Here is a 22,128-nt window from a genome sequence, read left to right on the forward strand (position 1 = left end):
AATACGGGCGGAAAAAAGGAAAAAATATGGGAAAATTTGTTAATGACGTGAAGGAATTTTTTAAATTTTGCGATGAAAACGAGGTCGAGTTCGTAGATTTCAGATTTACCGATCTAAAAGGCACCTGGCACCACGTCTCCTACAACTACAAGCGCCTGCCGAAGGACTTCGCCGACGGAATTCCATTCGACGCAAGCTCGGTAGCGGCGTGGCAGCCGATCGATAAATCCGATATGATGCTAAAGCCCGACGTAGAAACGGCGTTTTTGGATCCGTTCACCGCGGACGTTACGATCATCGTCATCTGCAACGTTTACGACATCTATAAAAACGAGCTTTATGAAAAATGCCCGCGCTCGATCGCTAAAAAAGCCGAGCAGTTTCTGCAAACCACAGGCCTTGGAGACACCTGCTACTTCGGGCCGGAGAATGAGTTTTTCGTTTTCGACGACGTAAAGATCATCGACGATATGAACTGCGCGATGTTTAAGGTAGATACCGAAGAAGGGCATTGGAACAGCGGCAAAAACTACAAAGACAGCTTTAACAGCGGCCACCGCCCGGGCGTAAAGGGCGGCTACTTCCCCGTCCAGCCAGTCGATTCGATGGTCGATCTGCGCGCCGAAATGCTAAAGGTACTTGAGCAGATCGGGCTTGAGACCTTCATCTGTCACCACGAAGTAGCGCAAGGACAGGGCGAGATCGGCGTTAAATACGGCACTCTCGTCGAGGCTGCCGACAACGTGCAAAAATATAAATACGTCGTAAAGATGGTCGCGCACCTAAACGGCAAGACCGCGACCTTTATGCCAAAGCCGCTCTACGGCGATAACGGCAGCGGAATGCACGTGCATCAATCGATCTGGAAAAAGGGCAAAAACACCTTTTACAAAAAGGGCAACTACGCAAATTTAAGCGACGCGGCGAGGTGGTATATCGGCGGCGTGCTAAAGCATGCGCGCAGCGTCGCGGCGTTTACGAATCCTAGCACCAACAGCTACAAGCGCCTAATCCCCGGCTTTGAGGCGCCGTCCATTCTAACTTATTCGAGCCAAAACCGCTCCGCTTCGATCCGCATCCCTTACGGCAGCGGCGAGCACTCGGTGCGAGCCGAGATGCGCTTCCCAGATAGCACCGCGTGCCCGTATTTGGCGTTTGCGGCGATGCTGATGGCCGGCATCGACGGTATCAAAAACAAAACCGAACCGGTCGGACCGATGGATGAAAATTTATTCAAGCTGCACCTAGATGAGATCCGCGAGCGCGGTATTGAGCAGCTTCCGCACACGCTTCGCGGCAGCCTAGAAGCGGTAATCCGCGATAATGAGTATCTGCGCCCGATAATGAGCGAGCTTTTTATCGAGACCTATCAGCATTTTAAATTTGAAACTCAGGTTTGGCCTTACGAGGCGCGCCCTACGCCGTTTGAGTTTGCGACGAACTATTCGTGCTAAGGCTAAATTTTATGCCGCGCCGCCCGGTTTTTACGAGGCGGCACGGCTACAGAGCTTTGGAATTTTAGAATTTTGCCGCGCGCGAGCTTTTAAAATTCCGTCGCGCGAACTGCGAACTTAAATACTGCCCGTGAAGCTTCAGCTCTTTTACCGAAAACGTGAAATTTTATACTTTCTGCTCATTTTGCTTGGAATTTTATCGCTAAATTTAGGTCTGAAATTTTATGAATTCCAAGAATTCCGCGAGAAAAACTACGCCTTTTACGACGCGCAAATTTTAAACGCCTACGCCAAAACCAACGAGCGCGGCCGCACCTACACGGTGCTAAAGCTCAAAACGGCGTATTTCACCCTCTACACGACTGCCGGGCTCGAGCGGGAATTTCACCGCTTCGCGCGCGTAAATATCGGCATCGTAACCAAAAACGTAAAATTTTTAGATTTTTTAAAGCAGCGCTTTTACGCGCCAAATTTTAAAATTTCAGCTGAGACCGCGCCCTCTGGGGCAAAATGGCGCGCTATAGAATTCATTCGCGCCCAACACGAAGATGAGATGACGGCGGATCTTTACTCCGCGCTGTATTTTGTGACCGAAATTTCAAAACCGCTGCGCGCTAGCGTGACGAACTGGGGCATAGCGCACATCATCTCGATCAGCGGCTTTCATCTGGGCATTATCTTTAGCACGGTCTTTCTGCTTGCAATGCCGATCTACCGCTATTTTCAGGATCGCTACTTTCCGTACCGCAGCGCTAAGCGCGATCTTAGCGTCTTTGTGATAGTGCTGATGAGCGGATATCTCTTTGTGCTTGATTTCACGCCGAGCTTTCTGCGCTCGCTTGCGATGTGCTGCGTGGGGTTTTACCTCGCGATGCGAAATTTCTACGTACTTAAATTTACAAACCTCTTCCTAACGATCGCGCTTCTGCTTGCGTTTTTCCCGCACTTAGCCTTTTCGATCGGATTTTATTTCTCCTGTCTGGGCGTGCTGTATATTTTCCTCTACCTGCACCACTTCGCGCCTAAATTTAAGCTCTGGCAGAACGTCATACTTTTTAACCTCTACGTTTGGCTCAGCATGAACGCGGCGGTATATTATTTCTTCCCGACCGCTTCGCTGCAGCAGCTTAGCGTAATGCCGCTGGGATACGTGTTCGTGATCTTTTATCCGCTAAGCATATTTTTGCATCTATTCGGGCTCGGCGGCGCGCTCGATACGCCGCTGCTTGCGTTTTTAAACTTTACTCTGCCGAGCTTTCAGGCGCAAATTCCGCCGCTTCTTTTCGCGCTCGCAAACATCTGCGCGCTTGCTGCGATAAAGCTTCGCTACGCAGCGCTTGGCTGCGCGATAATCGGAATTTCGCCGATATTTTTTATAACGTAGCGCGCGAAAATTCTAGCGGGAATTTTATCCGTTGGAATTTTATGCTAAAATCGCGCTTCAAATCTCACAAAGGATCAAAATGTTTATTGCAAACCTCACCTATGTCAAGGACGCAAGCGAAGCGGACCGCTTTATCAACGAGCATAACGCGTTTTTGGATAAATTCTTCGCGGCGGATAAATTTATCTGCTCGGGGCGCAAAGTCCCTCGCACGGGCGGCATCATCTTAATCAACGCCAAAGACCGCGCGGAGCTTGATGAGATCATCGCGCAAGATCCGTTCTTTCAAAACGGCGTCGCAAAATACGAGATCATAGAATTTGCGCCGACGAAATTTGCGCCCGAGTTTTGGCGACTTTTCGGCGAATAAAAGACGCGGGTTAAATTTTAAAATTTGCGTGCGAGATGAAATTTTGACCCGAATTAAAAGCCGAAACGCGGCGGCCAATTTAGATAAGCTTAAAACTGAAATTATGTAAAAACGGCTAAATTTAAAGGAGATCGGGTGCTGATAAAACTACGGCTCGCAACGCCGCAAGATGCGGATGCGCTACTTGAAATTTACGCGCCCTACGTAAAGCAAACGGCGATCAGCTTCGAATACGACGTGCCCAGTGCCGCGGAATTTGCGGAGCGCATCGAGCAGACGCTACATAGATACCCCTATCTGCTCGCTTACGTAAGCGATGAGGCGGCATGCGCGAACGACGAACGGAATGGAAATTTTAAAATTTCTGCGAGCGCGGCAGGCGCAGGGAATGAAATTCTGCCCGCAGACGAGGCGCGAAATTGCGCAAGCGGTGCGGCGAAACAAAATAGCGCAAATTTAATCGTCGCAGTAAAACAAAGCGGCGCAAATTTAAAACACGGACAAATCCTCGGCTACGCCTACGCTTCGGCTTTCAAAGAGCGAGCGGCATATGATTGGTCGACGGAAAGCTCCGTTTATGTATCACAAAACGTGCGCGCTCTGGGTATCGGCAGGCTGCTCTACGAGGCGCTACAACGCACACTCAAGGCTCAAAACATCGTAGATATGAACGCTTGCATCGCTTACGGGGATGACGAATATCTAAACGGCGCGAGCGTGCGATTTCACGAGCGTATGGGTTTTCGCTTCGTCGGCAGATTCGAGCGCTGCGCCTATAAATTCGGCCGCTGGTACGATATGGCGTGGATGCAAAAGCCGATCGGCGAGCATCTGCAAAATCAGCCTGCGATGAGGCCTTTCGCGCGCTTTAGAGATGAAATTTGCGCGAGCGCGGGCATTGAAATTTAATTTAAAGGAAAAACTTTGACGCACTTTATCATAGACGACGAAAATATCGACGTCGATAATATCTTCGATGTCGTAAATCTCAAAGAGGGCGACGAGCTAAATATCGTCTCCAACACCGCCAAAAAGATCGGCGCCTTGACCCTTGCGCGCCTATCGAAGATGGGCGTTAGCATAGGCGAGGTCTTTACGATCGGCAAGCAAAGAAAGGACTTCGCCGATAAGATCATCGTGTTTTTGATGGGCAAACTCTGCGGGCAGGAGGGCAAGATCGGCATCGTCAGCAACGATAAATTTTACGACGACGTGATAGAATTCTTTAACAATCTAAACTACCGCAAAAATCCTAAATTTGAAAAGATCAGTCTAGCCTCGCACGCCGCAGGAGCGGGCACAAAGCAAGGCAAAACAAGCAGCGCGGCGGAGAAAAAAGCCCAAAAAGCGGAGCCGAAAGCTACAAAGCAGGAGCCAAAACCTCAAAAGCAAGGGGTAAAATCCGCAAAACAAGAGTCCAAAACCGCGAAGCAGGAGCCGAAGGCCGCGCAACAGGAACAAAAGGCTGCAAATTCTAAAATCATCAAAGCAGACCTCGCCGCGGCGGAGGCGCTGATACCCCAGTGCGTGAGCCTGCAAGCCCTCTATGCCGCGTGCGTCGCGAAACTCGGCAGAGCCAAAGGCTGCGAGGCCTACCGCGAGATCAAGGACGGCGCGCGAGCAAGGTACACGAGCATTACCTACGATAGCGATCTAAAAGACGGCGCCGTAAGGCGAAACGCGATCAAGCTCTACCGCGAAAGCGGCGGCGATATGGCGGAATTTCACAATAAGCTGACGAGCGAATACAAACACGCGGGGCCTGAAATTTATAAAGAATTTAAAGAAAAACTTGTCGGAAAGATGATCTAGGCATTTCGGCGCAAGGGTTTGAGGCGCAGCGATAGTATGCATCGCGACGTAGCGGCTAAAGCACAGCCTGGCGGCATTAAGATGCATCGTTGCGGCGCGCGGTATGGTACGGCGCAGCATAAATGTGCCCGAAATGAAACTATTTGCTTGCGCGGCATGTCGTCTTATTTTTGCTGCATATAACCAAGTAAAATCTAAGCTCTTAGGCATAGCAGCAGAGTAAAGATATGTAGGATAAATTTCATTCTGCTAAGTCTAATATGGGTTTAATCATAGTCGAAGTCTTCCAAATCATACCCGAAGGTATACAAAGTCTTTAAGGCTAGCTCTCTGACTTCTACCCATGATTTATTATGATAGACTAGGTATTCGTAACCGTCTGCCTCTAATAAGCTGCGGTTATTAAAATTTTTATCTATAAGTTCCACAAGCACCATTAGTGCATCCCTTTCGTATGGCAGGAAACAAAATTTAAATTGTTCCAATAAGGCATTTTTACATTCGGTATATAAAAATTCTACTATTTCAGATGGGCTTTCGTAATATTCAACCGCAGGATGTATCAAGTGATCAACTTGATATTCCAAAGAAGCCATACGGCATAGATTAACCATAAGTCCGCTTTTTCTAAATATCTCTTTTCCGTTAATTTGCATTTAAACTTCCTTTTATTGTATATGGTTTCTCGGACTTAATCATAGTCGAAGTCGTCCAAATCATAGCCGAAAATATGTAAAGTTTTTAAAGCTAATTCTCTGACCTCTATCCAGGATTTATTTTGATATACCAAATACTCACCTATACCTTCTAGCAAGCTTTGATCTTTAAAGTATCTATCTATGAGCTCCAAAAGTTCTCTTAGCGCATCCCTCTCGTATGGCAGGAAGCAAAATTTAAATTGCTCCAATAAAGCGTTTTTGCATTCGGTATATAAAAGTTCCGCCATTTCCGAAGGACTTTCGTAATGTTTAGCCGTAGGATGAACGATATATTTATCTTGATGTTCCAAAGAAGCCATTCGAGTTAAATGGAACATAAGATCGCCCTTTTTAAATATCTCTTTTCCGTCAATTTGCATTTGGGTTTCCTTTTATTGGAATGTGGGTTTTGCCCGTATTATATCGTAATATATTTTTAAAATTCTCGCAGAAATTATCATTTTATAAAACTACTATTTTAAAAGCGCAATTTGTTTTAAAGCCTTTTTCGCGCACTCCCTTAGATCCTCTTCACTTAATGAATTGCCTACCGTATCATCACCCCTCAACTCTTCGTCTGGTTCGAATTCATCGATGTCAGTAAGAAGCCTATTAAGCGGCTCATAATATTCATCGGGAAAATTTTTATCATTCATAAATTTATCCCAATATATCTTTTCAAATTCAAATACGTCGATTCTGTTTTGCAAAAAATCCTCTATTATTTTTATATATTCCTCTATCATAAGAGCCCCTTTCAGATATATTTTTAATCGCCCGCCGCTCTAATGCTTAGAACTGACCATAAATCACTACCTATATTCACGCCTTCGCATAAATTTTTTATAATTGTTAAGTCGTTAGAAGAAATTTTTATATCATATTCATACATTTGAACTAAAAAATCTTCCAGCGCTATACCATATTCTCCAGCCTTAACCAGCTCTTCCAAATAAATTACAAAGTCGCACCGACCGACTCCCGCAAATTCATCTTCGTAATTATGGAACAAATTTAAAAATATCGGATCGTTATATCTCATTCGCTTCTTTTCTCGAATTTATTTCTCATCGCCGTCCATTTTGAAAATCTAAATTTAATACTACAAATTTTATACGGCTAGAATAAAATGGCTTAAAAATGCTTATTCTCCTAAATTTCATGTCCCGTACCACTTTGTTACATTTCCCTCTTCGTCGGTATCAACCTCTATGTGTTCGTATTTGTTGCGGAGGCTAGGAATCAAAATTTCATCATAATATTTTTGCCACATTCAGTGATAAACATAATACATATTATGATGGCACCACCGATTAGGCTCCTCCCAAAAGGCGCAGTTTGCGTGAGTATAATTTTTTAGAGGTTCGTATGAGCAAGCTATAAAATTATCTAAATTATAAAAGAAATTTTCTCTTAAAATTTTCCATTCTTCAAATTTTCTTATATTTAAATTTATATTAGCGCTAGTTTTATATTTTATGTCGGTACTTGTAAAATTATTTAGATAAAACTGCCCAGAGAGCATTATTAAAATATCTCTTACATCCTCATCGCATAAACTAAAATTATGAATTAATGTGCTGACGATAGAGTCGGTCTCATAGACTTCGGTACTTTTCATTAGGCTAAACGCCTCAAGCTCATAAAAATCCAGCGATCTTTTCTCGCTTGCGGCTTGAAAATCTTTAAAAATCTTAAACCTAAAATCTTCCGCTTCGCTAAAGAAATATACGTATGGACTTAAATTTAGATCAAGCGCTTTTATTCTCATTGCATACCGTCCAAACTACTGTTTTTCACATTTTAGTATTGTTTTGCGTAATAAGCTCTTCCTTGCTGCGTTTCGGTCACACAAAAGTATTTGCTATTTACGCCGACCGGCTCATAATTTTTATCATCCCTTAAAATATTTAAAATTTCAGATTTATCACATATCTCTTTTGTTTCTGTATCATAACCCCAATTTGAACTAAACAATCTTATATAACCTTGCTCGTATAAGGACAATAAAATTTTTTTCGCTACTTTAAGCGAATTGGCAATGTTAATAGAATTTAATTCCCAAACGATTTCCCATAAAGAGATATAATCGCCATCTTCGATTATTACCGATAAAATAGTTAAAAACGTCTTTTTATTCATTTAAAACCGCATTTCCTTTTAATGGAATTTTAACTACCGCACCGTCTTTGCTATTTTTAGCATAAGACTCCAGCGTACAATTTTCATAGAAAAATTTGATTTTATAAAAATTTTCATCTCCCGATGCAACCGCCAATAATAAGCTTTTTATACGGCGAAATCTATCGAAAATATTCGGCTTTGTATCTTCTTGATATTTATACGTTTTAAAACATTCGCTTTTTGCGTCTATATCTACGTCGCGCCAACTTCCGTTTAGAAATATATCATTAGAGATAGAAATAATGCCTTGCATTATTTCTGGGTCCAACTCTTTGTTTTTATAATGCCGCAAAATCTTTTTTAAATCGGTTTCTAATTTCCAATATTCATCATCGGACCATAGATTATTATCCAAAATCATACCTATAAAGGAATTTGCATCATATCTATCATCAAATGCGGTATTTCTATAAAAATTTACAAGATTCATTGCATCAATCCTTTGGAGCATACCAAAAACCGCTATTGCTAAGCTTTTCTTTGAATACGATGCTGTTGCACAGAACCTTTAATCTTTCAAATCTATCATATATGCTAGGCACTACGCCGTCGCTGTTTTTCGCACACAATATATTGCTTACATAAATTTCCGATTTGTCCTCCACGCCGATAACATCATTAAATATCGCTAGTATTGCGATGAAAATTTCTCTTGGAAGCGTTTTTTTATGATAAAAGCTCAAAATCTGCATTAAAGTTTTATCTAACTCCCAATAGTCGCAATCCGACCAGGTTCTTTGATATATAAATTTCCCGACAAACGAATTGATGCTGAATTTATCAGAATTCGTTGAATTCTGGCATAAAAGTTCTAACTCCATTAATCACCTACCTTTTTTTCATTCTTTATTAAACATTTAGCCATCTTTATGACAAATTTATATTTATAAAAATTGATTATTTTCTGCTTGGCAACTCTTTAGATAAATTTTTTGAATCGGGATACAATTTTTTTAAAAATTCTATCTCTTCTCGGTCTAGCTCATTTAAAACCTCTTCTATAGGTTTTTCGCTTAAAATTTTTCCATAAACCAAACTCAGCCTTTTATATGCGCGCGGGTTGCCGTTCTTTTCAAATTGCCTTATTATAGCAATTCTGCACTCTTTTGTTATTTCAGTATCGCCCGTGAAAAAATCTTTTATATCGCAAGAGGCGCTTTGCTCTTTATATAGATAAAATATCCACGCAAATAATATTATAGCGGCGGCAATAAAGTAAATTTTATTTTTCATGAAATCTCTTATTTTTATTATATCCTTACTTATTTTTGGCTTTTAGATATAAACGATCAATCATAGAATTTGCCGATTTGATTAGTGATAAAAGTGGTGTCCTGCGTTGGATTCGAACCAACGACCCCCTCATTAAAAGTGAGATGCTCTACCTACTGAGCTAGCAAGACATCGTAAGAAGTGGCGCGACGAATGGGGCTCGAACCCACGACCTCCGCCGTGACAGGGCGGCATTCTAACCAGCTGAACTACCGTCGCACCAAAAATTACACTCGCAACGCAAGTGCTAAAGAAGTATGAAATCCAATGATTTCAAAATGGTGGTCGCTGTAGGGATCGAACCTGCGACATCCACCTTGTAAGGGTGGCGCTCTACCAGCTGAGCTAAGCGACCGTTTGGGTTTAAAAAAGAAATGTGATTATATATCCAATACGATTAATTTTCACTTAAACAATGATGAAAAAACTGAAATTGTGCTATACTTGCGACATAAAATTTTATCAAAGGCTCGGTAAATTTAGATGAAAAAGTTGGTTTTCGCCCTGTTTTTAGCGCTTCAAGCTCCCGCTTACTCGCCGAATGAGATCGTAAATGCCATCGCCGCAGTAGCGCAAAATGAAGGCGTCAAGCCCGAGATCCTCTACACCATCGTCAAAATCGAAAGCGACTTTGAGCCATACACGATCTCCTTTTTGACAAACAAAGCAAACGCCGATTATTTTGCAGGCCTGCGCAATCAAAATATCCGCATCAAAACTAGCAACTACAGCCTAAATTCCAGCAAATGGGTCGTTACGATCATACCAGCAAACGAAATTTACGCCGTGCAGATCGCCAAGTACCTGTACGAGGACGGCTTTAGCATCGACGTAGGACTCGGGCAGCTAAACGCCGTAAATTTCAGCCAAAATGAGATAGATTATATATTCAACCCGATGTATAACCTCACCAAATGCGCCAAAATCCTGCGCAAATGCTGGAACGCCAAAAATAAAAATATAAAAGACACGATCGAGTGCTACAACTACGGCATGCGCAAGCGCTACTCAAACCCTTACTACAAGCGCTTTTACGAGCATTACGAGAAATTTTTCGGCAAGCCCTATTAAGAGTTAGTAAAATTTCGCTAAAATCGCGCAAATTTTAAAAAAGGACATTTCATGATATTGATCGCAGGACCCTGCGTGATCGAAAGCCGCGAGCTAATAATGAAAGTCGCGGAAAGTTTACGCAAATTTAACGAAATGAGCGGGGTGGAATTTTACTTCAAAAGCAGCTTCGATAAAGCCAACCGCACCAGTATCTCAAGCTTCCGCGGCCCGGGGCTTGAGCGCGGCTGCGAAATTTTAGCCGAAGTAAAGGAAAAGTTCGGCTATAAAATTTTAACCGACATCCACGAAAGCTACCAGGCAGAGCCCGTCGCGCGCGTCGCCGACGTGCTGCAAATACCCGCGTTTTTGTGCCGCCAAACCGATCTGCTCGTCGCCGCAGCCAGCACGCAAGCGGTAGTAAACATCAAAAAAGGTCAGTTTTTATCACCGCAGGCGATGAAACACAGCGTCGAAAAGGTGCTGCAAACCCGCGGTGCGCGGGCTTATACCCCGCAAAGTGGCGCGGCATCTAGCGATACAAAGGCCGCTCAAAACAGCGCCTGCTCTAGCGATACCGAAATTTACAGCGCGCAAAGCGGCGTCAGAGGCGGTGCGAATGACGGATCTTCGGCGCTAGGCACGCAAAATTCTTGCAGTACCGCCCAGGACGCACAAAATTTTATTCATACTTGCGGCGCTAAAAGCGGTGCCGAAAGAGAAAGTGCCACTCAAAGCACGGCGACACCTTGTGCCGCACAAAGCGATAACAAAAGCGAAGCGCAAAGCGCCTCGCAGCGAAACTTCTCTCATACTTGCAACGCACAAGACGGCTCGATAAGTGCCGCGCAAGACGCCCCACAGCCGAGCGGCGAAGGGATGCACGATCTGGCGCGCCGTTATGGCGTTTGGCTCACCGAGCGCGGCAGTACCTTCGGCTACGGAAATTTGATCGTCGATATGCGCTCGCTGCCGATTATGCGCGAGTTTGCGCCGGTCATTTTCGACGCGACGCACAGCGTGCAGATGCCTAGTATCGGCGCTACGAGCGGCGGCGACTCGCGCTTCGTGCCGTATCTCGCGCGAGCGGCGGCGGCTGTGGGCGTAGACGGCTTTTTTTACGAGACGCACCCTGATCCAGCCCACGCACTTTCGGATGGACCGAATATGCTAAATTTGCAGCAGCTAGAGCGCGTCGTAGCGCAGACGCTCGCGATTCAAAAAGCGCTCGGATTTTAGAGCGGGCGGCTATAAAAATTTCAAATTTAGGCTAGCAAGCTTAAATTTTAATTTCGCACCGTTGCGCACGCTAGCCGATTTTCGCACTTTGCGCTAACAAATTTTATATTCACAAGGAAGAGCTTCAACCGTAGCGAGTTTGCATATCGCGCGCTAAAAATTTCAAATGTATTGCAATAAAATTTAGCGCATTTATAAATTTACCCCGCGAGCTTCACTAAGCCTTAGTGTTTTGATAAAATTTACGTAGTATAGGGCGATAGCCAGGCCGCGAGCAGGGCAGTTTCGCGCCGCTAAATTTACAATTTTAAAAGCCTAGTGCGCAGAATTTAACCATAAATTTTGCGCTGAATTTCGCAACCGCCCGCGTAAAATTTAATCTAAATTTACGCGCAAATCCCGATCGTCCAATCTGTCATTACACGAGCTGCTGCCGCATAAAATTTAAGTCAAGATTAATGAGGCGGGGATATAATTTAAGCCTAAAATTCTTTTAAAGGATATTTATGGGTTACGTAGAGTCTAACCTTCTAAATAGCGAAAATGTGATTGCTAAAGCCAAAATTCACTGGGCGGTTTTTATCTCCGCTATCGTCATATTGATTCCCGCGATAGTTGGAATCATAAATAAAGACGATAGACTTTCATTCATATGCTTTGGCGGTTTTATAGCGGCGCTAATTCATGGGTTTATTGTTTTAAAAACAAACGAGCTCGCTATCACGAATCAACGTATAATCGGCAAAAAGGGTCTTATTAGCCGTGAAACGGTGGAACTAAAATATGAAAAAATCGAAAGCATATCCGTAATGCAGAGTATCCTGGGACGAATTTTAAAATTCGGTACCATAGTGGTGCGAGGCACCGGCGGCACCGCGGTTAGCTTCCAATTTATCGCTAATCCCGTAGCGTTTAAAAACAAGGCGATGGAAAAGATCGGCTAGGCTCCGTCTTGCATATAAAATTTCAGCCAAATCATAAAATTTTACGTTGCAAATTTTACTCTATGCCGCGCCGGCTTTTAAAATTCCAAGCGATTTATGCTTGCACCGCCGCCGGCATTTTATCTAAAATTTTGTTTTTATCGCTATAATGCGACTTCTTGACCTTTTCGTCTAGTGGCTCAGGACGTTGCATTCTCAGTGCGAAAACGCGTGGTTCAAATCCCGCAAGGGTCGCCATTATGGACTTTTATACAAGCCTCTTGATTTTAAACGATAAATTTATCTATGATTTTATCATGGACTTTCATACAGCCCATCAGATTTTAAATAATAAATTTTATCCGCGATTTTATCGATGAAGTTTTTATCGTGCGAGACGATGATCTCGCTTACGTCAAGCTCCGCCAAAATCCCCGCCACGCGCTCCTGCATCGCCTCATCAAGCGCCGTCGTAGGCTCGTCCAGCAGTAGTATCCTAGGCTCGCACACCAACGCGCCCGCAAGCGCCACCAGCTTTTTCTCACCACCGCTTAGATGAAAGGGCACCCGCTCGCACAGATGCTCGATTCCCAGGCGCCGTAGCGTCTCCAGTACCTTGCGCTTGATCTGCTCTTCGCTTAAAATTTCAAGCTTTTTTAGATGGTCGTTTTCGCTGCCCTGCCTTAAAATTTGCGAATTACGACCAAAAAATTTAGAAAAAATTCCACGCCTTTGCTCCGCATTTTGTGCTCGTTTTAACCGCTCATTTTGCGCACGCAGGCTAAATGCGACGTCCTCAAACACGCTCGCGCACAAAAATTGATCGTCGCTATTTTGAAACAAAAACCCAATCTCGTGGCGAAATTTTACAAAATCTTCCGCACAATCAAGCTTCTCGCCGAAAAGCTCAATCTCGCCCTCGCCCCATTGCCTTAGGCCGCCTAAAATTTGAAGCAGGCTCGTCTTGCCCTGTCCATTCGCGCCCAAGATCGCCACTTTTTCCTTATGCCCTACGCTCAAATTTACGCCGCGAAAAATTTCTCGCTCACCGTTTTTAGCGCTTATCCCATACGCCTTAAGCGAACAGCTCATAAGATAGCTCCGATTTTAACAGATACGCACGCCAGCACGAACGCCAAAAACGAGGCCTCCGAGATGCTAAAGCCCTCGCGACGTTCGTAAAATAGCCTACCGCAAAACCCTCGCGCGCTCATTACCAGGCTTAAATTTCTTGCCTGCTCAAGCGCCGAAATCGCTAAAATTCCAACTAAATTCGCATAAATTTTATAGGTGAAAATTCCGCTCGTCCCTACAAATCCGCGCATCCGCAAAAGTGCTTGCAGCCTCGCTAGATCCGAGCGTAAAAAATTTACGAATCGCCCGCAGCAATACACCAAAGAGCTTAGCTTTTCGCCGAGCCCGAGCCCGTAAAATCCGCGCGCGAAAAAATATTCATCCTTGCCGTAAAATAGCAAAATCGCAAACGCCATTATCAAATTCGCGCGCAAAAATATCACGCCCGCAAGCTCGTAGTTGCCGACTATAGCGGGGCTTAACGCACTTAAGATCGCAAAGATATTTAATACCGCAAGCCTTGTGCAAACCGCGCGCGCAATCGAAATTTTAAGCGCAAAAAGAAGCATCGGCGGGGCAAAAAACGCCGCATAAAGCTGCCCGCTAAGTCCGACACCGAAGCTGAAGATGAAAAACGCGAGTAGTGATACGGCGGGGCTCATTTGCGCGCTCTTTTCGCTAGCCACATCAAAGCAAAAAAGCCGAAAATCAATGCCAAACAAAGCGCGATTTTAGGCGCCTCGGCGGACTGGCTTTGAAACGCCATGCTCCTAATATCGCTCTTAGGGCTTTCTTTTGGCAAGATGCTTTGCGAGGTGGAATTTTCCAAAGGCTCAGAAACGCTTGAAATTTTATTTTCAGGCGTACTAGCTTTCGGCGCGATATTTTCGGGCGCGCTGTCTTCGGACGCGGAATTTTTAGCGGCATTCAAATTTTGCGGCACAGGATTTTTAGAAACGTCAGAATTTTGTGGCATGGAATTTTCGGAGCTGCCGGAATTCTGCGGCGCAAAGTTCTCGGCGCTAAATTCCATCTGCGCGCCGTGTCCTGCACCTCCGTAAATTTGAATAGTAAAATTTTTAGCCGGGATCTTTATGCTCGCAAGTCCCTCTTTATCGGTCCTAGTGCGCAAAATTTCGCGCCCGTCCGCACTGATTAAAACTTCGCACTCCATGCAGGGAGAATTTTTATAAAAATAGCTATAAATCTCCACTCTATCGCCCTCTTGCGTCGCGAAAAGATGAAGCGCATGCGAAAATGCGAAGGAGGTAAAAACCGCTAAGAAAAATAGCGTTCTCATCGTCTCTGTCCGCCGTAAAATTTCGTAATAAAGCTAAGCGCAAAAAGGGTGATGATCCCTTCCAAAACAGCCAGGATCGCGCCTTCGAGCGAGATGAGCGTCGCGATAGCAAAAAACTCCCGTCCGCTGATGAAAAGCACGAGATCAAGAAGCAGCATCGAGCAAACGATCGGCACGAAACCCGCCAAAAATAGATAAATTTTTTGCGTGCGCGCTTTTAGCTCTTGCGCTTTTGAGGCGGTGGCGGTAAAGAGCCCGCCTAAAACCGCTGGAAAGCCGATGACTGCGGTATTTACGCCGAGCACGCTAAGCCCCCCGAAGCCGAAAAATACCCCTTGCAAAAACAGCGCGACGAAAATCGCCAAGATCGCTCGCGAGCCCAAAAACGCGCCTACGAGCCCGCTTAGCATCAGGTGCATGGAGCTGACGCCCACGGGCAGGTGTACAAAAGATGCGACAAAAAATAGCGCGCTAAAACATGCGATCCTCGGGATCTCAGACTGCCTTACGCGCCATAAAATCACCGCTACTGCAGGCGCCGTAACCACCCAGCCTGCGAGCAGCACGGGCGCACTCAAAACTCCTTCACTAATGTGCACGGCTCGCCCCCTTTAAATCGCCCCTGTTTTTTAGACGCGCAAAAACGCGCGAAGTAGCTAAATTTAAGGCATTTTCGACCTTTGCGATAATCGCTTTGATTATTACAGGTCTTACTTTTACGGCTTTTGCCGCGACAGAATTTTCGGCTGTAAAACTCGCGGCTTGCGTCCTATTTGCGGCGGCTGTTAGCGCAAGACTCGAAGCAGCCTCGGAGCTGCTTGCGGAACCAGTAAATTTGATAAATTTTACGGCTTGCATGGCGCAAGAATTTTCGCTTGCTACTTTTGTAAGAGCGGCAAGCGGATTTCGCGACGTAAAATTTAAAGCTCCGAGCGATCTTGGTGCGGTGCTTGCGCGGTAAAACAGAGCCTGCAAAATTTCAAAAGTCAGGGTTTTTAAAATTTCAAAAAACGAAATTTTACGTGCTGGTATTTTACGCTCGTAAATCCACGGATGTGAAATTTTACGGCTCGAAGCTACTAAGAGCGGATTCCTACCGAGCAAAATTCCACGCAGCAGAGCTCCGTTTCTTAAAATTTTGCTCGGCGGAATTTTGACATTTAAAATTTTAGCCGCAGAATTCGCTTGAAATTTTACACCGCCAAGCAAAACGCGCGAAAATAAAATTTCAAAGCTCTGCCCAAGCGTAAATTTATCCGCAGCGGTGCAAATTTTACCTGAAAAAAGAGATCTCACCGAGCCGCTCCCCTATTTTTTCAGCTCGTCCGCCTTGATCCAAAGCACGGCGCCCAGCTCATTTACGGGCTGCTCGCTTCCTTTGGCGGCTTCCTCCTCGCTAAGAGCCGCGAAGCCCCACCAGCCGGCAACCGGCATCACGAAGCTAAACTCGCCCGCGCCGTTGGTTTTAACGACCTGCGTGACATGCGCCTCGCTAGGGGCTTTGTAGCCCTTATCGTTATATAGCTCGATCTCCACATCCGCGCCCGGGACGGGCCTTCCGTGCAATAAAAAAACTCCGCTAAATATCTCTCCCGCATACAGCGCATAAGGCCGCACTAGCGGTACGATCTCCGCCTCTAGCCCGAGCGGCTTATCCCAGCCTTCGCCCGCGCCGTAAGCATCGACGTAGGTTTTGGTGATATGGCGGATCATCTTGCGCTCAGCCGGCTCGGCATAGGGTTTCGGATCAAAATAAAACGCCAAAAGTGATGGCTTGTCAGCTTTAAATTCCGCCGCAAAATAGGAATTTTCGCCCTTTTTCTGCTCTTTTAGGCTGCCTAGGAGCGATTTTTTCTCGCCGTCAATAAAAACGCCGAATTCTGCGGGCTTTTGTAGATTCATAGACTCCTGTAAAAACGGATGGGAGAATTCCAAATTTAGCTTCACGATAGCGTTTTTTTGATCCTCTACGACATTTTTATCCGTCGTAAGAATGCCAAAATGTGCGAACGCAAGGCTCGCCGCGAAAATTCCCAAAAAAGCAAATTTTGCCTTCATGTAATACCTTTCATAATAAAATATTACGGAATTGTATCACTTTTTTTCATCCGTATTGCTTAAATGTGGGTTTATTTTGAGTATTTAAAGCAAACTTTGGTTAAAATGTCGCAATTTAAATTACCAAAAAGAGGCAGAAAATGATAAATTTAAAACTTATCGAGACGAATTTCGACGAATTTAATAAAAAACTTATCGCCAAAAAAGTCCCGCCGCAAACCCTGCAAACGCTACTGAATGCCTACAACGAGCTAAAATCTAAAAAGACGGAGCTGGAAAACCTCCAAGCCGTGCAAAATGCAAAGAGCAAGGAGCTCGGCCTCGCCGCGCGCGAAGGCAAAGACGTAGGCGCGCTAAAATCGCAGCTTGAGGAAAACAAGCAAAAGATCCAAAGCCTAAGCGAGCTCTTAAACGAGCGCGAACAAAGCTTAGAAGCGATCGCCGCGTGCGTGCCGAATATCATCGACGACGACGTGCCGATCGGCGCGGACGAGAACGAAAACGTCTGTATCAAAAAGGTGCTTGATCCGCGCACGTTCGACTTCGCGCCCAAGCAGCACTTCGAGCTCGGCGAGGCGCTGGGATGGCTTGATTTCGAGCGCGGCGTCAAACTCAGCGGCAGCCGCTTTACCGCGATCCGAGGGCTGGGCGCGAAACTGAATATGGCTCTCATCAACTACATGATCGAATTTAATAACTCGCGCGGCTTCGAGCTCGTAAATATGCCGTTTTTGGTGCGCGATCAGATCCTCTACGGCACGGGCCAGCTGCCTAAATTTAAAGACGATCTTTACCGCGTTGACGACGAGGAGCAAAACCTCTACCTCATCCCTACGAGCGAGGTTACGGCGACGAATCTCTTTAACGATGAAATTTTACGCAGCGAGGAGCTGCCGATCAAACTCACCAGCTACAGCCACTGCTTTCGCAAGGAAGCGGGCTCGGCGGGGCGCGATACGCGCGGCATGATCCGCCAGCACCAGTTTGAAAAGGTCGAGCTCGTCGCCATCACGCGCCCCGAAGATAGCGCAAAGATGCTTGGGGAGATGATTTCGTGCGCGAGCGATCTGCTAGCTAGCCTTGGCCTTCCGCACAGACACATGCTGCTTTGCAGCGGCGATCTGGGCTTTAGCGCTGCAAAGACCGTGGATTTGGAGGTTTGGCTACCGGGACAGAACCAATACAGAGAGATCAGCTCGATCAGCAACTGTCGCGATTTTCAGGCGCGCAGAGCCAAGATCCGCTTCAAAGACGGCAAGAAAAACAGCCTCGTTCACACGCTAAACGGCTCCTCGCTCGCAGTCGGCCGCACACTGATCGCGGTGATGGAAAACTACCAGCGCAAAGACGGCAGCATCGAAATTCCGCGCGTTTTAGAAAAATATATGTAGGCGGCCCGTGCAAAAGCCTTACAAAAACCCAAATTCTAACGCCCGATTCGTAGCCGCGAGGTCTTGCGCGGTAAAATTTATGGATCGCGGCGTTAAATTTTTCGCGCTGCAAAACGCAGGATTTTTTGCAACAAAATTTAGTAACACGAAATTTTGTAACGCAAAGCCTGAGGCGCACGTTGCCGCGCTTGGCGGTTTTAAATTTCGCGACGAGAAATTTAATGGCGCGAAATTTGCGACCTGCGGAACAGAATTTTTAGGAGCGAACTTTCGCGGCACGGAATTCTGCAAGTCGAAATTTAGGGCGCGCGGCGTTAAATTTTACAAAGCAAGATTGCGCGAGACGGGTTTTTTAGCTCGCGCTGCGAAATTTTATGCGGCCAAATTTCACGGCATGAAATTTAGTGAGATGAAGTTTCGGACGCCAAATTTAGAGCTTAAAATGAAATTTAACGCAGCGAAATTCCTCGGGGTAAAATTTCGTAGCGGCGCGCTTTTTAAATTTATCGCCGCAAAAGGGCTACGACGCAGTCCTAGTCTTTGCGCCGCTGCGCCTTTTAAATTTACTGCGCTGCAAAACGCAGGATTTTTTGCAACAAAATTTGACGAAGCGGAATTTTACGGCGTGAAATTTCATAAAACAAGATCACGCCGCAAAAAATTTTATGCCACAAAATTTGCGGCGAAGGGCGAGAAATTTTGCGGCATGAAACGGCGCGGAGCGGACGCGTGAAGATCGCGCTTTTCGGCGGCAGTTTCGATCCGCCACACGCAGGACACGATGCCGCGGTAAAGGCGATCTTATCTGGCCTAAAGCCTGATTTGTTGGTCATAATGCCGTCGTTTCTAAACCCGTTTAAAAAGAGCTTTTCGGCGCCGCCGCAGCTGCGGCTTAGATGGTGCCGCGCGCTGTGGAGCGATGCCCCGCATGTGGAGGTGAGTGATTATGAAATTTCGCAAAACCGCCCGGTACCCACGATACAAAGCGTGAAATTTCTGCTCGAAAAATACGGCGCAAGCGGCAAAATCACGTCGGAAACGGCAGGCGGAACGGGCGAAACCCCGACAGCCGTAACGGATAGGGCTTTACCTAACGGCGCAAATATTGCGAATAAAATTTCTGCCGGTGCTCATATTTTGGGCAGCGCGGGCAAAATTTTGCCCGGCAAGGCGGATAGGGTTTTGTCGTACGGCATAGCTAAAATTTCAAGCGACGATGCCTGCACCGCCGATATTACGGACGGGACTAGCATCCCCGCTAACGCAAAAAACGAAGCTCTGCAAGGCGGAATAGCGGATCAAATTTCGATTGGTAGCAAAAGCGAAATGGACGGAATTTCACAAAGTAACGCGGGCAGCGAGGACGGCGCGAGTAAAATCCAAAACGCAGATAAAATTTCAAATGCGAGCGAAATTTTAAACGCAAAAAACCGCGAAATTCCAAGTAGCATAGCGAGCGAGAGTTCGGATGCGGATGAAATTTCGGGCGCGAATAAAATTCCAAGCGGTAGTGTAAACGACGTACGCAACGTAAGCGGTAGCGCAAATGAAACAAACGGCATGGGTAGAGCAAATAACGTAAGCAGCGCAAGTAAAGCAAATGATAACGCAAACGGCGCGAATGATACAAACGGCGCAGGCCAAGCAAACAACGTAAGCGATGCGAGCGGCATAAGCGACATAAATGATACGAACGACGCGCATAGCGCAGGCAACGCAGTAAATTGCATAGGTAGCGCAAGCGGCACGGATACAATACCAAAGCTCTACATCGTCGTGGGTGCCGACAACCTATCGGAGCTTCATAAATGGCGCAACTTTAGCGAGCTGCAGAAATTAGCAGAGTTTGTCGTGCTTACGAGGCCCGGCTACGAGATCCCGCGGCAGTGGGCGAGCCTAAGGCGCATCGAGATTGCCGTAGATGCGAGCTCAAGCGGTTTTAGGCGAGATTTCAAAGGCGAAATCCCGCCCAAGATCGCAGCAGAGGTCATAAAATTTTATAAAAGGAAAGATATGCAAGATCCAAAGCAAAGGGCGGAGCGGATCGCCGAAATTTTAAACGAAAAGAAAGCCGAAGACGTCCAGATCATCGATATGGAGGGGCGCGAATACATCGCGAAATTCGTAGTTATCGCCACTATGCTGACCGCCCGCCACGCAGCCTCGCTCATCGAGGAGCTAAAAAGCGTGCTTAAGCCGCTCGGCGAGGAGTTTTTGGCTATCGAAAGCGGCGATGAGTGGAGTGTCGTCGATCTCGGCGACATCATAGTCCATCTCATCAGCGAGACATACCGCGCCAAATACAATATCGAGGACTTCCTCGACAAGCTCAAAAAAGAGCAATTTTAAGGAGGGAGCGTGCCGAGACAGACCTGGAGCAGCAAGCTCACATATATTTTAACCGTCGCGGGCGCCACGATCGGCTTTGGCTGCACGTGGCGGTTCCCGTATTTAGTCGGCGAAAATGGTGGTGGCGCCTACGTGCTCATATTTTGCATCGCAATGATCGTGCTTGGAATCCCGATGATCTTGGTAGAAAATGTCATCGGACGTCGCGCGCTAAGAAACTGCGTCGATGCTTTCGCAGCGCCTAAAAAGGACGGCTCGCGCATAAAGCCCGCATGGAAAATCGTAGGCATCATGGGCGTAATCGGCGCATTTGGAATTTTAGCCTACTATATGGTTCTCGGTGGCTGGGTGCTAACCTATATCGTAAACATCGTAAGCGGCAACTTCGACCTCTCCGCGCGGATCACAGACCCCGCATTTACGCAGAAATTCTACGCAGATCACATCGAAAATAGCCCGCTTAGCGTCGGTGGCTACACGATCGTTTTCATAGCGATCAACTGGTATATTTTGAAAAACGGCATCATCGAGGGAATCGAAAAATTCGTAAAATTTCTAATGCCCGCGCTATTTTTGTGCTTCATCGCGGTAATCCTTACAAATTTAACGCTTGATGGCGCAAAGGAGGGCGTGAAATTTTATCTCGGCGTCGATTTTGCCAAGATCACGCCCAAGCTTTTGATCGACGTTTTGGGTCAGGTCTTTTTCGCGCTCTCGCTCGGATTCGGCGTGATGATCACGCTGTCCAGCTTCCTCAATAAAGACGAGAAGCTGATGCAAACGGCCACCATCACCGCAGTCGTAAACACGCTCATCGCCGTACTTGCGGGCTTTATGATCTTCCCGTCGCTCTTTAGCGCGGGGCTTGAGCCGAGCAGCGGCTCGTCGCTGGTTTTTAAGAGCCTGCCGATCGCGTTTTCGCACATGCCGTTCGGCAACGCCGTCGCGGTGGTCTTTCTCTCGATTTTGCTCATCGCCGCGCTTACGACGTCGATCACGATCTATCAGGTCATCATAAATTTCGTCGAGGAGCGCTTTTCATTTTCAACGTTAAAGGCGGTAAATTTAACGCTCGGCGGCGTCTTCGTGCTTGGCAACCTGCCCTGCATACTCTCAAGCAGCGTGCTTGCGGACGTTAAAATTCTGGGGCGCTCGGTTTTCGACGCCTTCGACTTCGTAAGCGCGAACGTATTTTTCGTGCTAACGGCGCTGCTGTGCTGCATCTACGTGGGCTGGGTACTGAAAAAGGACGCGATCTACGAGCTCACCAACGAAGGCGATCTCGGCGCGAGGCTCGCGGGAGTTTGGTTTTTGTACGTCAAATTTATCCTGCCGCTTATCATCGCGGTGATCTTCGGATACGGGATTTTCGGCTAAATTTAAAGCCGCGAGAGTTTTAAATTTTAAATTTACCCGCGGCGCTGCGGCTCACTTCGCCGCAATATATTTTATGCCAAGGCGTGTAGAATTTTAAAATTTCATTCGTTCCGTTGCATACGCTGCGGCGTAAGTTTTTACTCGGTGCGACACATTGTATTGAAACTTGCGGCACGGCGGTCTTGCGACTAGG

The 22,128-nt window shown here is 46.3% G+C and carries 27 protein-coding genes, 4 tRNA genes and 1 pseudogene; 14 read left to right on the forward strand and 18 right to left on the reverse strand.

The window, feature by feature from the left end; genetic code table 11:
- Window positions 1-26: 26 nt before the first annotated feature.
- From glnA to Q0393_RS00985, 5 genes are all read left to right on the forward strand, one after another.
- Window positions 27-1,454, forward strand: coding sequence for a type I glutamate--ammonia ligase (gene glnA / locus Q0393_RS00965; protein ID WP_298977218.1), 1,428 nt, complete (start codon window positions 27-29; stop codon window positions 1,452-1,454).
- 130 nt (window positions 1,455-1,584) lie between these two features.
- The gene (locus Q0393_RS00970) at window positions 1,585-2,838 is read left to right on the forward strand and encodes a ComEC/Rec2 family competence protein (protein ID WP_298977219.1); all 1,254 of its coding nucleotides are present in this window, start codon (window positions 1,585-1,587) and stop codon (window positions 2,836-2,838) included.
- A gap of 79 nt (window positions 2,839-2,917) precedes the next feature.
- Window positions 2,918-3,208, forward strand: a complete 291-nt coding sequence (locus Q0393_RS00975; RefSeq protein WP_298834929.1) for a YciI family protein — start codon at window positions 2,918-2,920, stop codon at window positions 3,206-3,208.
- A gap of 135 nt (window positions 3,209-3,343) precedes the next feature.
- Window positions 3,344-4,117, forward strand: coding sequence for a GNAT family N-acetyltransferase (locus tag Q0393_RS00980; RefSeq protein WP_298977220.1), 774 nt, complete (start codon window positions 3,344-3,346; stop codon window positions 4,115-4,117).
- A 15-nt stretch (window positions 4,118-4,132) separates the two neighbouring features.
- Window positions 4,133-5,020, forward strand: coding sequence for a hypothetical protein (locus Q0393_RS00985; protein WP_298977221.1), 888 nt, complete (start codon window positions 4,133-4,135; stop codon window positions 5,018-5,020).
- A 266-nt stretch (window positions 5,021-5,286) separates the two neighbouring features.
- On the opposite strand, the gene Q0393_RS00990 is transcribed toward Q0393_RS00985, so the two are convergent.
- The 12 genes from Q0393_RS00990 to Q0393_RS01045 form a co-directional block, all read right to left on the reverse strand.
- Window positions 5,287-5,676 (reverse strand): phytanoyl-CoA dioxygenase, encoded by a 390-nt coding sequence (locus Q0393_RS00990; RefSeq protein ID WP_298977222.1) that lies wholly within the window; start codon window positions 5,674-5,676, stop codon window positions 5,287-5,289.
- A gap of 35 nt (window positions 5,677-5,711) precedes the next feature.
- The gene (locus Q0393_RS00995; RefSeq protein ID WP_298977223.1) at window positions 5,712-6,098 is read right to left on the reverse strand and encodes a phytanoyl-CoA dioxygenase; all 387 of its coding nucleotides are present in this window, start codon (window positions 6,096-6,098) and stop codon (window positions 5,712-5,714) included.
- Window positions 6,099-6,191: 93 nt separating this feature from the next.
- Window positions 6,192-6,464: a colicin immunity domain-containing protein gene (locus tag Q0393_RS01000; protein ID WP_298977224.1), complete on the reverse strand. Its 273-nt coding sequence runs from the start codon at window positions 6,462-6,464 to the stop codon at window positions 6,192-6,194.
- A gap of 23 nt (window positions 6,465-6,487) precedes the next feature.
- Complete coding sequence (locus Q0393_RS01005; RefSeq protein ID WP_298977225.1) at window positions 6,488-6,760, reverse strand: hypothetical protein; 273 nt, start codon at window positions 6,758-6,760, stop codon at window positions 6,488-6,490.
- Window positions 6,761-6,991: 231 nt separating this feature from the next.
- Window positions 6,992-7,489 (reverse strand): hypothetical protein, encoded by a 498-nt coding sequence (locus tag Q0393_RS01010; protein WP_298977226.1) that lies wholly within the window; start codon window positions 7,487-7,489, stop codon window positions 6,992-6,994.
- A gap of 32 nt (window positions 7,490-7,521) precedes the next feature.
- Entirely contained in the window at window positions 7,522-7,860 is a 339-nt protein-coding gene (locus Q0393_RS01015; protein WP_298977227.1) for a hypothetical protein, read from the reverse strand.
- Window positions 7,853-8,332 carry an Imm41 family immunity protein gene (locus Q0393_RS01020; RefSeq protein ID WP_298977228.1) on the reverse strand — a complete coding sequence of 160 codons (480 nt, stop codon included), beginning with the start codon at window positions 8,330-8,332 and terminating at the stop codon, window positions 7,853-7,855. Before Q0393_RS01020 ends, Q0393_RS01015 begins: the two co-directional genes overlap by 8 nt.
- Window positions 8,333-8,336: 4 nt before the next feature.
- On the reverse strand, window positions 8,337-8,723 hold the full coding sequence (locus Q0393_RS01025; RefSeq protein ID WP_298977229.1) for an Imm41 family immunity protein: 387 nt from the start codon (window positions 8,721-8,723) through the stop codon (window positions 8,337-8,339).
- A gap of 76 nt (window positions 8,724-8,799) precedes the next feature.
- Window positions 8,800-9,135 (reverse strand): hypothetical protein, encoded by a 336-nt coding sequence (locus Q0393_RS01030; RefSeq protein ID WP_298977230.1) that lies wholly within the window; start codon window positions 9,133-9,135, stop codon window positions 8,800-8,802.
- Between the two features lie 94 nt (window positions 9,136-9,229).
- Window positions 9,230-9,305 (reverse strand) — tRNA-Lys (locus tag Q0393_RS01035).
- An 11-nt stretch (window positions 9,306-9,316) separates the two neighbouring features.
- Window positions 9,317-9,393, reverse strand: a tRNA-Asp gene (locus tag Q0393_RS01040).
- A gap of 60 nt (window positions 9,394-9,453) precedes the next feature.
- Window positions 9,454-9,529, reverse strand: a tRNA-Val gene (locus tag Q0393_RS01045).
- Window positions 9,530-9,657: 128 nt separating this feature from the next.
- On the opposite strand from Q0393_RS01045, the gene Q0393_RS01050 reads away from it, so the two are divergent.
- The 5 genes and pseudogenes from Q0393_RS01050 (at window position 9,658) to Q0393_RS01070 (ending at window position 12,644) form a co-directional block, all read left to right on the forward strand.
- A complete protein-coding gene (locus Q0393_RS01050) occupies window positions 9,658-10,245 on the forward strand; it encodes a transglycosylase SLT domain-containing protein (protein ID WP_297881650.1) in 588 nt (195 codons plus the stop codon).
- A 51-nt stretch (window positions 10,246-10,296) separates the two neighbouring features.
- Window positions 10,297-10,722, forward strand: a pseudogene (locus Q0393_RS01055) (3-deoxy-8-phosphooctulonate synthase); the annotation flags it as partial.
- Entirely contained in the window at window positions 10,705-11,463 is a 759-nt protein-coding gene (locus Q0393_RS01060; RefSeq protein ID WP_298977248.1) for a hypothetical protein, read from the forward strand. The pseudogene Q0393_RS01055 and the gene Q0393_RS01060, both read left to right, overlap by 18 nt.
- A 506-nt stretch (window positions 11,464-11,969) precedes the next feature.
- Window positions 11,970-12,407 carry a PH domain-containing protein gene (locus Q0393_RS01065; protein WP_298063939.1) on the forward strand — a complete coding sequence of 146 codons (438 nt, stop codon included), beginning with the start codon at window positions 11,970-11,972 and terminating at the stop codon, window positions 12,405-12,407.
- Window positions 12,408-12,567: 160 nt separating this feature from the next.
- A tRNA-Glu gene (locus Q0393_RS01070) sits at window positions 12,568-12,644 on the forward strand.
- A gap of 57 nt (window positions 12,645-12,701) precedes the next feature.
- Here Q0393_RS01070 and Q0393_RS01075 read toward each other — a convergent pair.
- From Q0393_RS01075 to Q0393_RS01100, 6 genes are read right to left on the reverse strand one after another with little or no spacing between them, the layout of a single operon-like run.
- Window positions 12,702-13,478, reverse strand: a complete 777-nt coding sequence (locus Q0393_RS01075) for an energy-coupling factor ABC transporter ATP-binding protein (protein WP_298977231.1) — start codon at window positions 13,476-13,478, stop codon at window positions 12,702-12,704.
- Entirely contained in the window at window positions 13,475-14,122 is a 648-nt protein-coding gene (locus tag Q0393_RS01080; protein ID WP_298977233.1) for an energy-coupling factor transporter transmembrane component T, read from the reverse strand. The genes Q0393_RS01075 and Q0393_RS01080 overlap by 4 nt, the downstream gene beginning before the upstream one ends.
- Window positions 14,119-14,760 carry a hypothetical protein gene (locus Q0393_RS01085; RefSeq protein WP_298977235.1) on the reverse strand — a complete coding sequence of 214 codons (642 nt, stop codon included), beginning with the start codon at window positions 14,758-14,760 and terminating at the stop codon, window positions 14,119-14,121. The genes Q0393_RS01080 and Q0393_RS01085 overlap by 4 nt, the downstream gene beginning before the upstream one ends.
- Entirely contained in the window at window positions 14,757-15,359 is a 603-nt protein-coding gene (gene cbiM / locus Q0393_RS01090) for a cobalt transporter CbiM (protein WP_298977237.1), read from the reverse strand. Before cbiM ends, Q0393_RS01085 begins: the two co-directional genes overlap by 4 nt.
- Entirely contained in the window at window positions 15,349-16,056 is a 708-nt protein-coding gene (locus Q0393_RS01095) for a hypothetical protein (protein WP_298977238.1), read from the reverse strand. The genes cbiM and Q0393_RS01095 overlap by 11 nt, the downstream gene beginning before the upstream one ends.
- Before the next feature lie 12 nt (window positions 16,057-16,068).
- Window positions 16,069-16,818: a DUF4198 domain-containing protein gene (locus Q0393_RS01100; RefSeq protein ID WP_297942313.1), complete on the reverse strand. Its 750-nt coding sequence runs from the start codon at window positions 16,816-16,818 to the stop codon at window positions 16,069-16,071.
- Window positions 16,819-16,958: 140 nt separating this feature from the next.
- On the opposite strand from Q0393_RS01100, the gene serS reads away from it, so the two are divergent.
- Genes serS through Q0393_RS01120 form a run of 4 tightly spaced genes read left to right on the forward strand, consistent with a single transcriptional unit; the run spans window position 16,959 to window position 21,935 of the window.
- Window positions 16,959-18,209, forward strand: a complete 1,251-nt coding sequence (serS, locus tag Q0393_RS01105; protein ID WP_298977240.1) for a serine--tRNA ligase — start codon at window positions 16,959-16,961, stop codon at window positions 18,207-18,209.
- 7 nt (window positions 18,210-18,216) lie between these two features.
- Window positions 18,217-18,942 (forward strand): hypothetical protein, encoded by a 726-nt coding sequence (locus tag Q0393_RS01110; protein ID WP_298977242.1) that lies wholly within the window; start codon window positions 18,217-18,219, stop codon window positions 18,940-18,942.
- Window positions 18,939-20,558 (forward strand): ribosome silencing factor, encoded by a 1,620-nt coding sequence (gene rsfS / locus Q0393_RS01115; protein ID WP_298977243.1) that lies wholly within the window; start codon window positions 18,939-18,941, stop codon window positions 20,556-20,558. The genes Q0393_RS01110 and rsfS overlap by 4 nt, the downstream gene beginning before the upstream one ends.
- A gap of 9 nt (window positions 20,559-20,567) precedes the next feature.
- Window positions 20,568-21,935 (forward strand): sodium-dependent transporter, encoded by a 1,368-nt coding sequence (locus Q0393_RS01120; protein WP_298977245.1) that lies wholly within the window; start codon window positions 20,568-20,570, stop codon window positions 21,933-21,935.
- Window positions 21,936-22,128 lie beyond the last annotated feature (193 nt).

The sequence above is a fragment of the uncultured Campylobacter sp. genome (genome assembly GCF_938015785.1).
Taxonomy (GTDB): domain Bacteria; phylum Campylobacterota; class Campylobacteria; order Campylobacterales; family Campylobacteraceae; genus Campylobacter_B.

Excerpts from the sequence above, each read along its gene's own strand:
- glnA (WP_298977218.1), top strand. The coding sequence starts at position 27 with ATGGGAAAATTTGTTAATGACGTGAAGGAATTTTTTAAATTTTGCGAT.
- Q0393_RS00975 (WP_298834929.1), top strand. The coding sequence starts at position 2,918 with ATGTTTATTGCAAACCTCACCTATGTCAAGGACGCAAGCGAAGCGGAC.
- Q0393_RS00990 (WP_298977222.1), bottom strand. The coding sequence starts at position 5,676 with ATGCAAATTAACGGAAAAGAGATATTTAGAAAAAGCGGACTTATGGTT.
- Q0393_RS00995 (WP_298977223.1), bottom strand. The coding sequence starts at position 6,098 with ATGCAAATTGACGGAAAAGAGATATTTAAAAAGGGCGATCTTATGTTC.
- Q0393_RS01000 (WP_298977224.1), bottom strand. The coding sequence starts at position 6,464 with ATGATAGAGGAATATATAAAAATAATAGAGGATTTTTTGCAAAACAGA.
- Q0393_RS01005 (WP_298977225.1), bottom strand. The coding sequence starts at position 6,760 with ATGAGATATAACGATCCGATATTTTTAAATTTGTTCCATAATTACGAA.
- Q0393_RS01010 (WP_298977226.1), bottom strand. The coding sequence starts at position 7,489 with ATGAGAATAAAAGCGCTTGATCTAAATTTAAGTCCATACGTATATTTC.
- Q0393_RS01015 (WP_298977227.1), bottom strand. The coding sequence starts at position 7,860 with ATGAATAAAAAGACGTTTTTAACTATTTTATCGGTAATAATCGAAGAT.
- Q0393_RS01020 (WP_298977228.1), bottom strand. The coding sequence starts at position 8,332 with ATGAATCTTGTAAATTTTTATAGAAATACCGCATTTGATGATAGATAT.
- Q0393_RS01025 (WP_298977229.1), bottom strand. The coding sequence starts at position 8,723 with ATGGAGTTAGAACTTTTATGCCAGAATTCAACGAATTCTGATAAATTC.
- Q0393_RS01030 (WP_298977230.1), bottom strand. The coding sequence starts at position 9,135 with ATGAAAAATAAAATTTACTTTATTGCCGCCGCTATAATATTATTTGCG.
- Q0393_RS01050 (WP_297881650.1), top strand. The coding sequence starts at position 9,658 with ATGAAAAAGTTGGTTTTCGCCCTGTTTTTAGCGCTTCAAGCTCCCGCT.
- Q0393_RS01065 (WP_298063939.1), top strand. The coding sequence starts at position 11,970 with ATGGGTTACGTAGAGTCTAACCTTCTAAATAGCGAAAATGTGATTGCT.
- Q0393_RS01075 (WP_298977231.1), bottom strand. The coding sequence starts at position 13,478 with ATGAGCTGTTCGCTTAAGGCGTATGGGATAAGCGCTAAAAACGGTGAG.
- Q0393_RS01080 (WP_298977233.1), bottom strand. The coding sequence starts at position 14,122 with ATGAGCCCCGCCGTATCACTACTCGCGTTTTTCATCTTCAGCTTCGGT.
- Q0393_RS01085 (WP_298977235.1), bottom strand. The coding sequence starts at position 14,760 with ATGAGAACGCTATTTTTCTTAGCGGTTTTTACCTCCTTCGCATTTTCG.
- Q0393_RS01100 (WP_297942313.1), bottom strand. The coding sequence starts at position 16,818 with ATGAAGGCAAAATTTGCTTTTTTGGGAATTTTCGCGGCGAGCCTTGCG.
- serS (WP_298977240.1), top strand. The coding sequence starts at position 16,959 with ATGATAAATTTAAAACTTATCGAGACGAATTTCGACGAATTTAATAAA.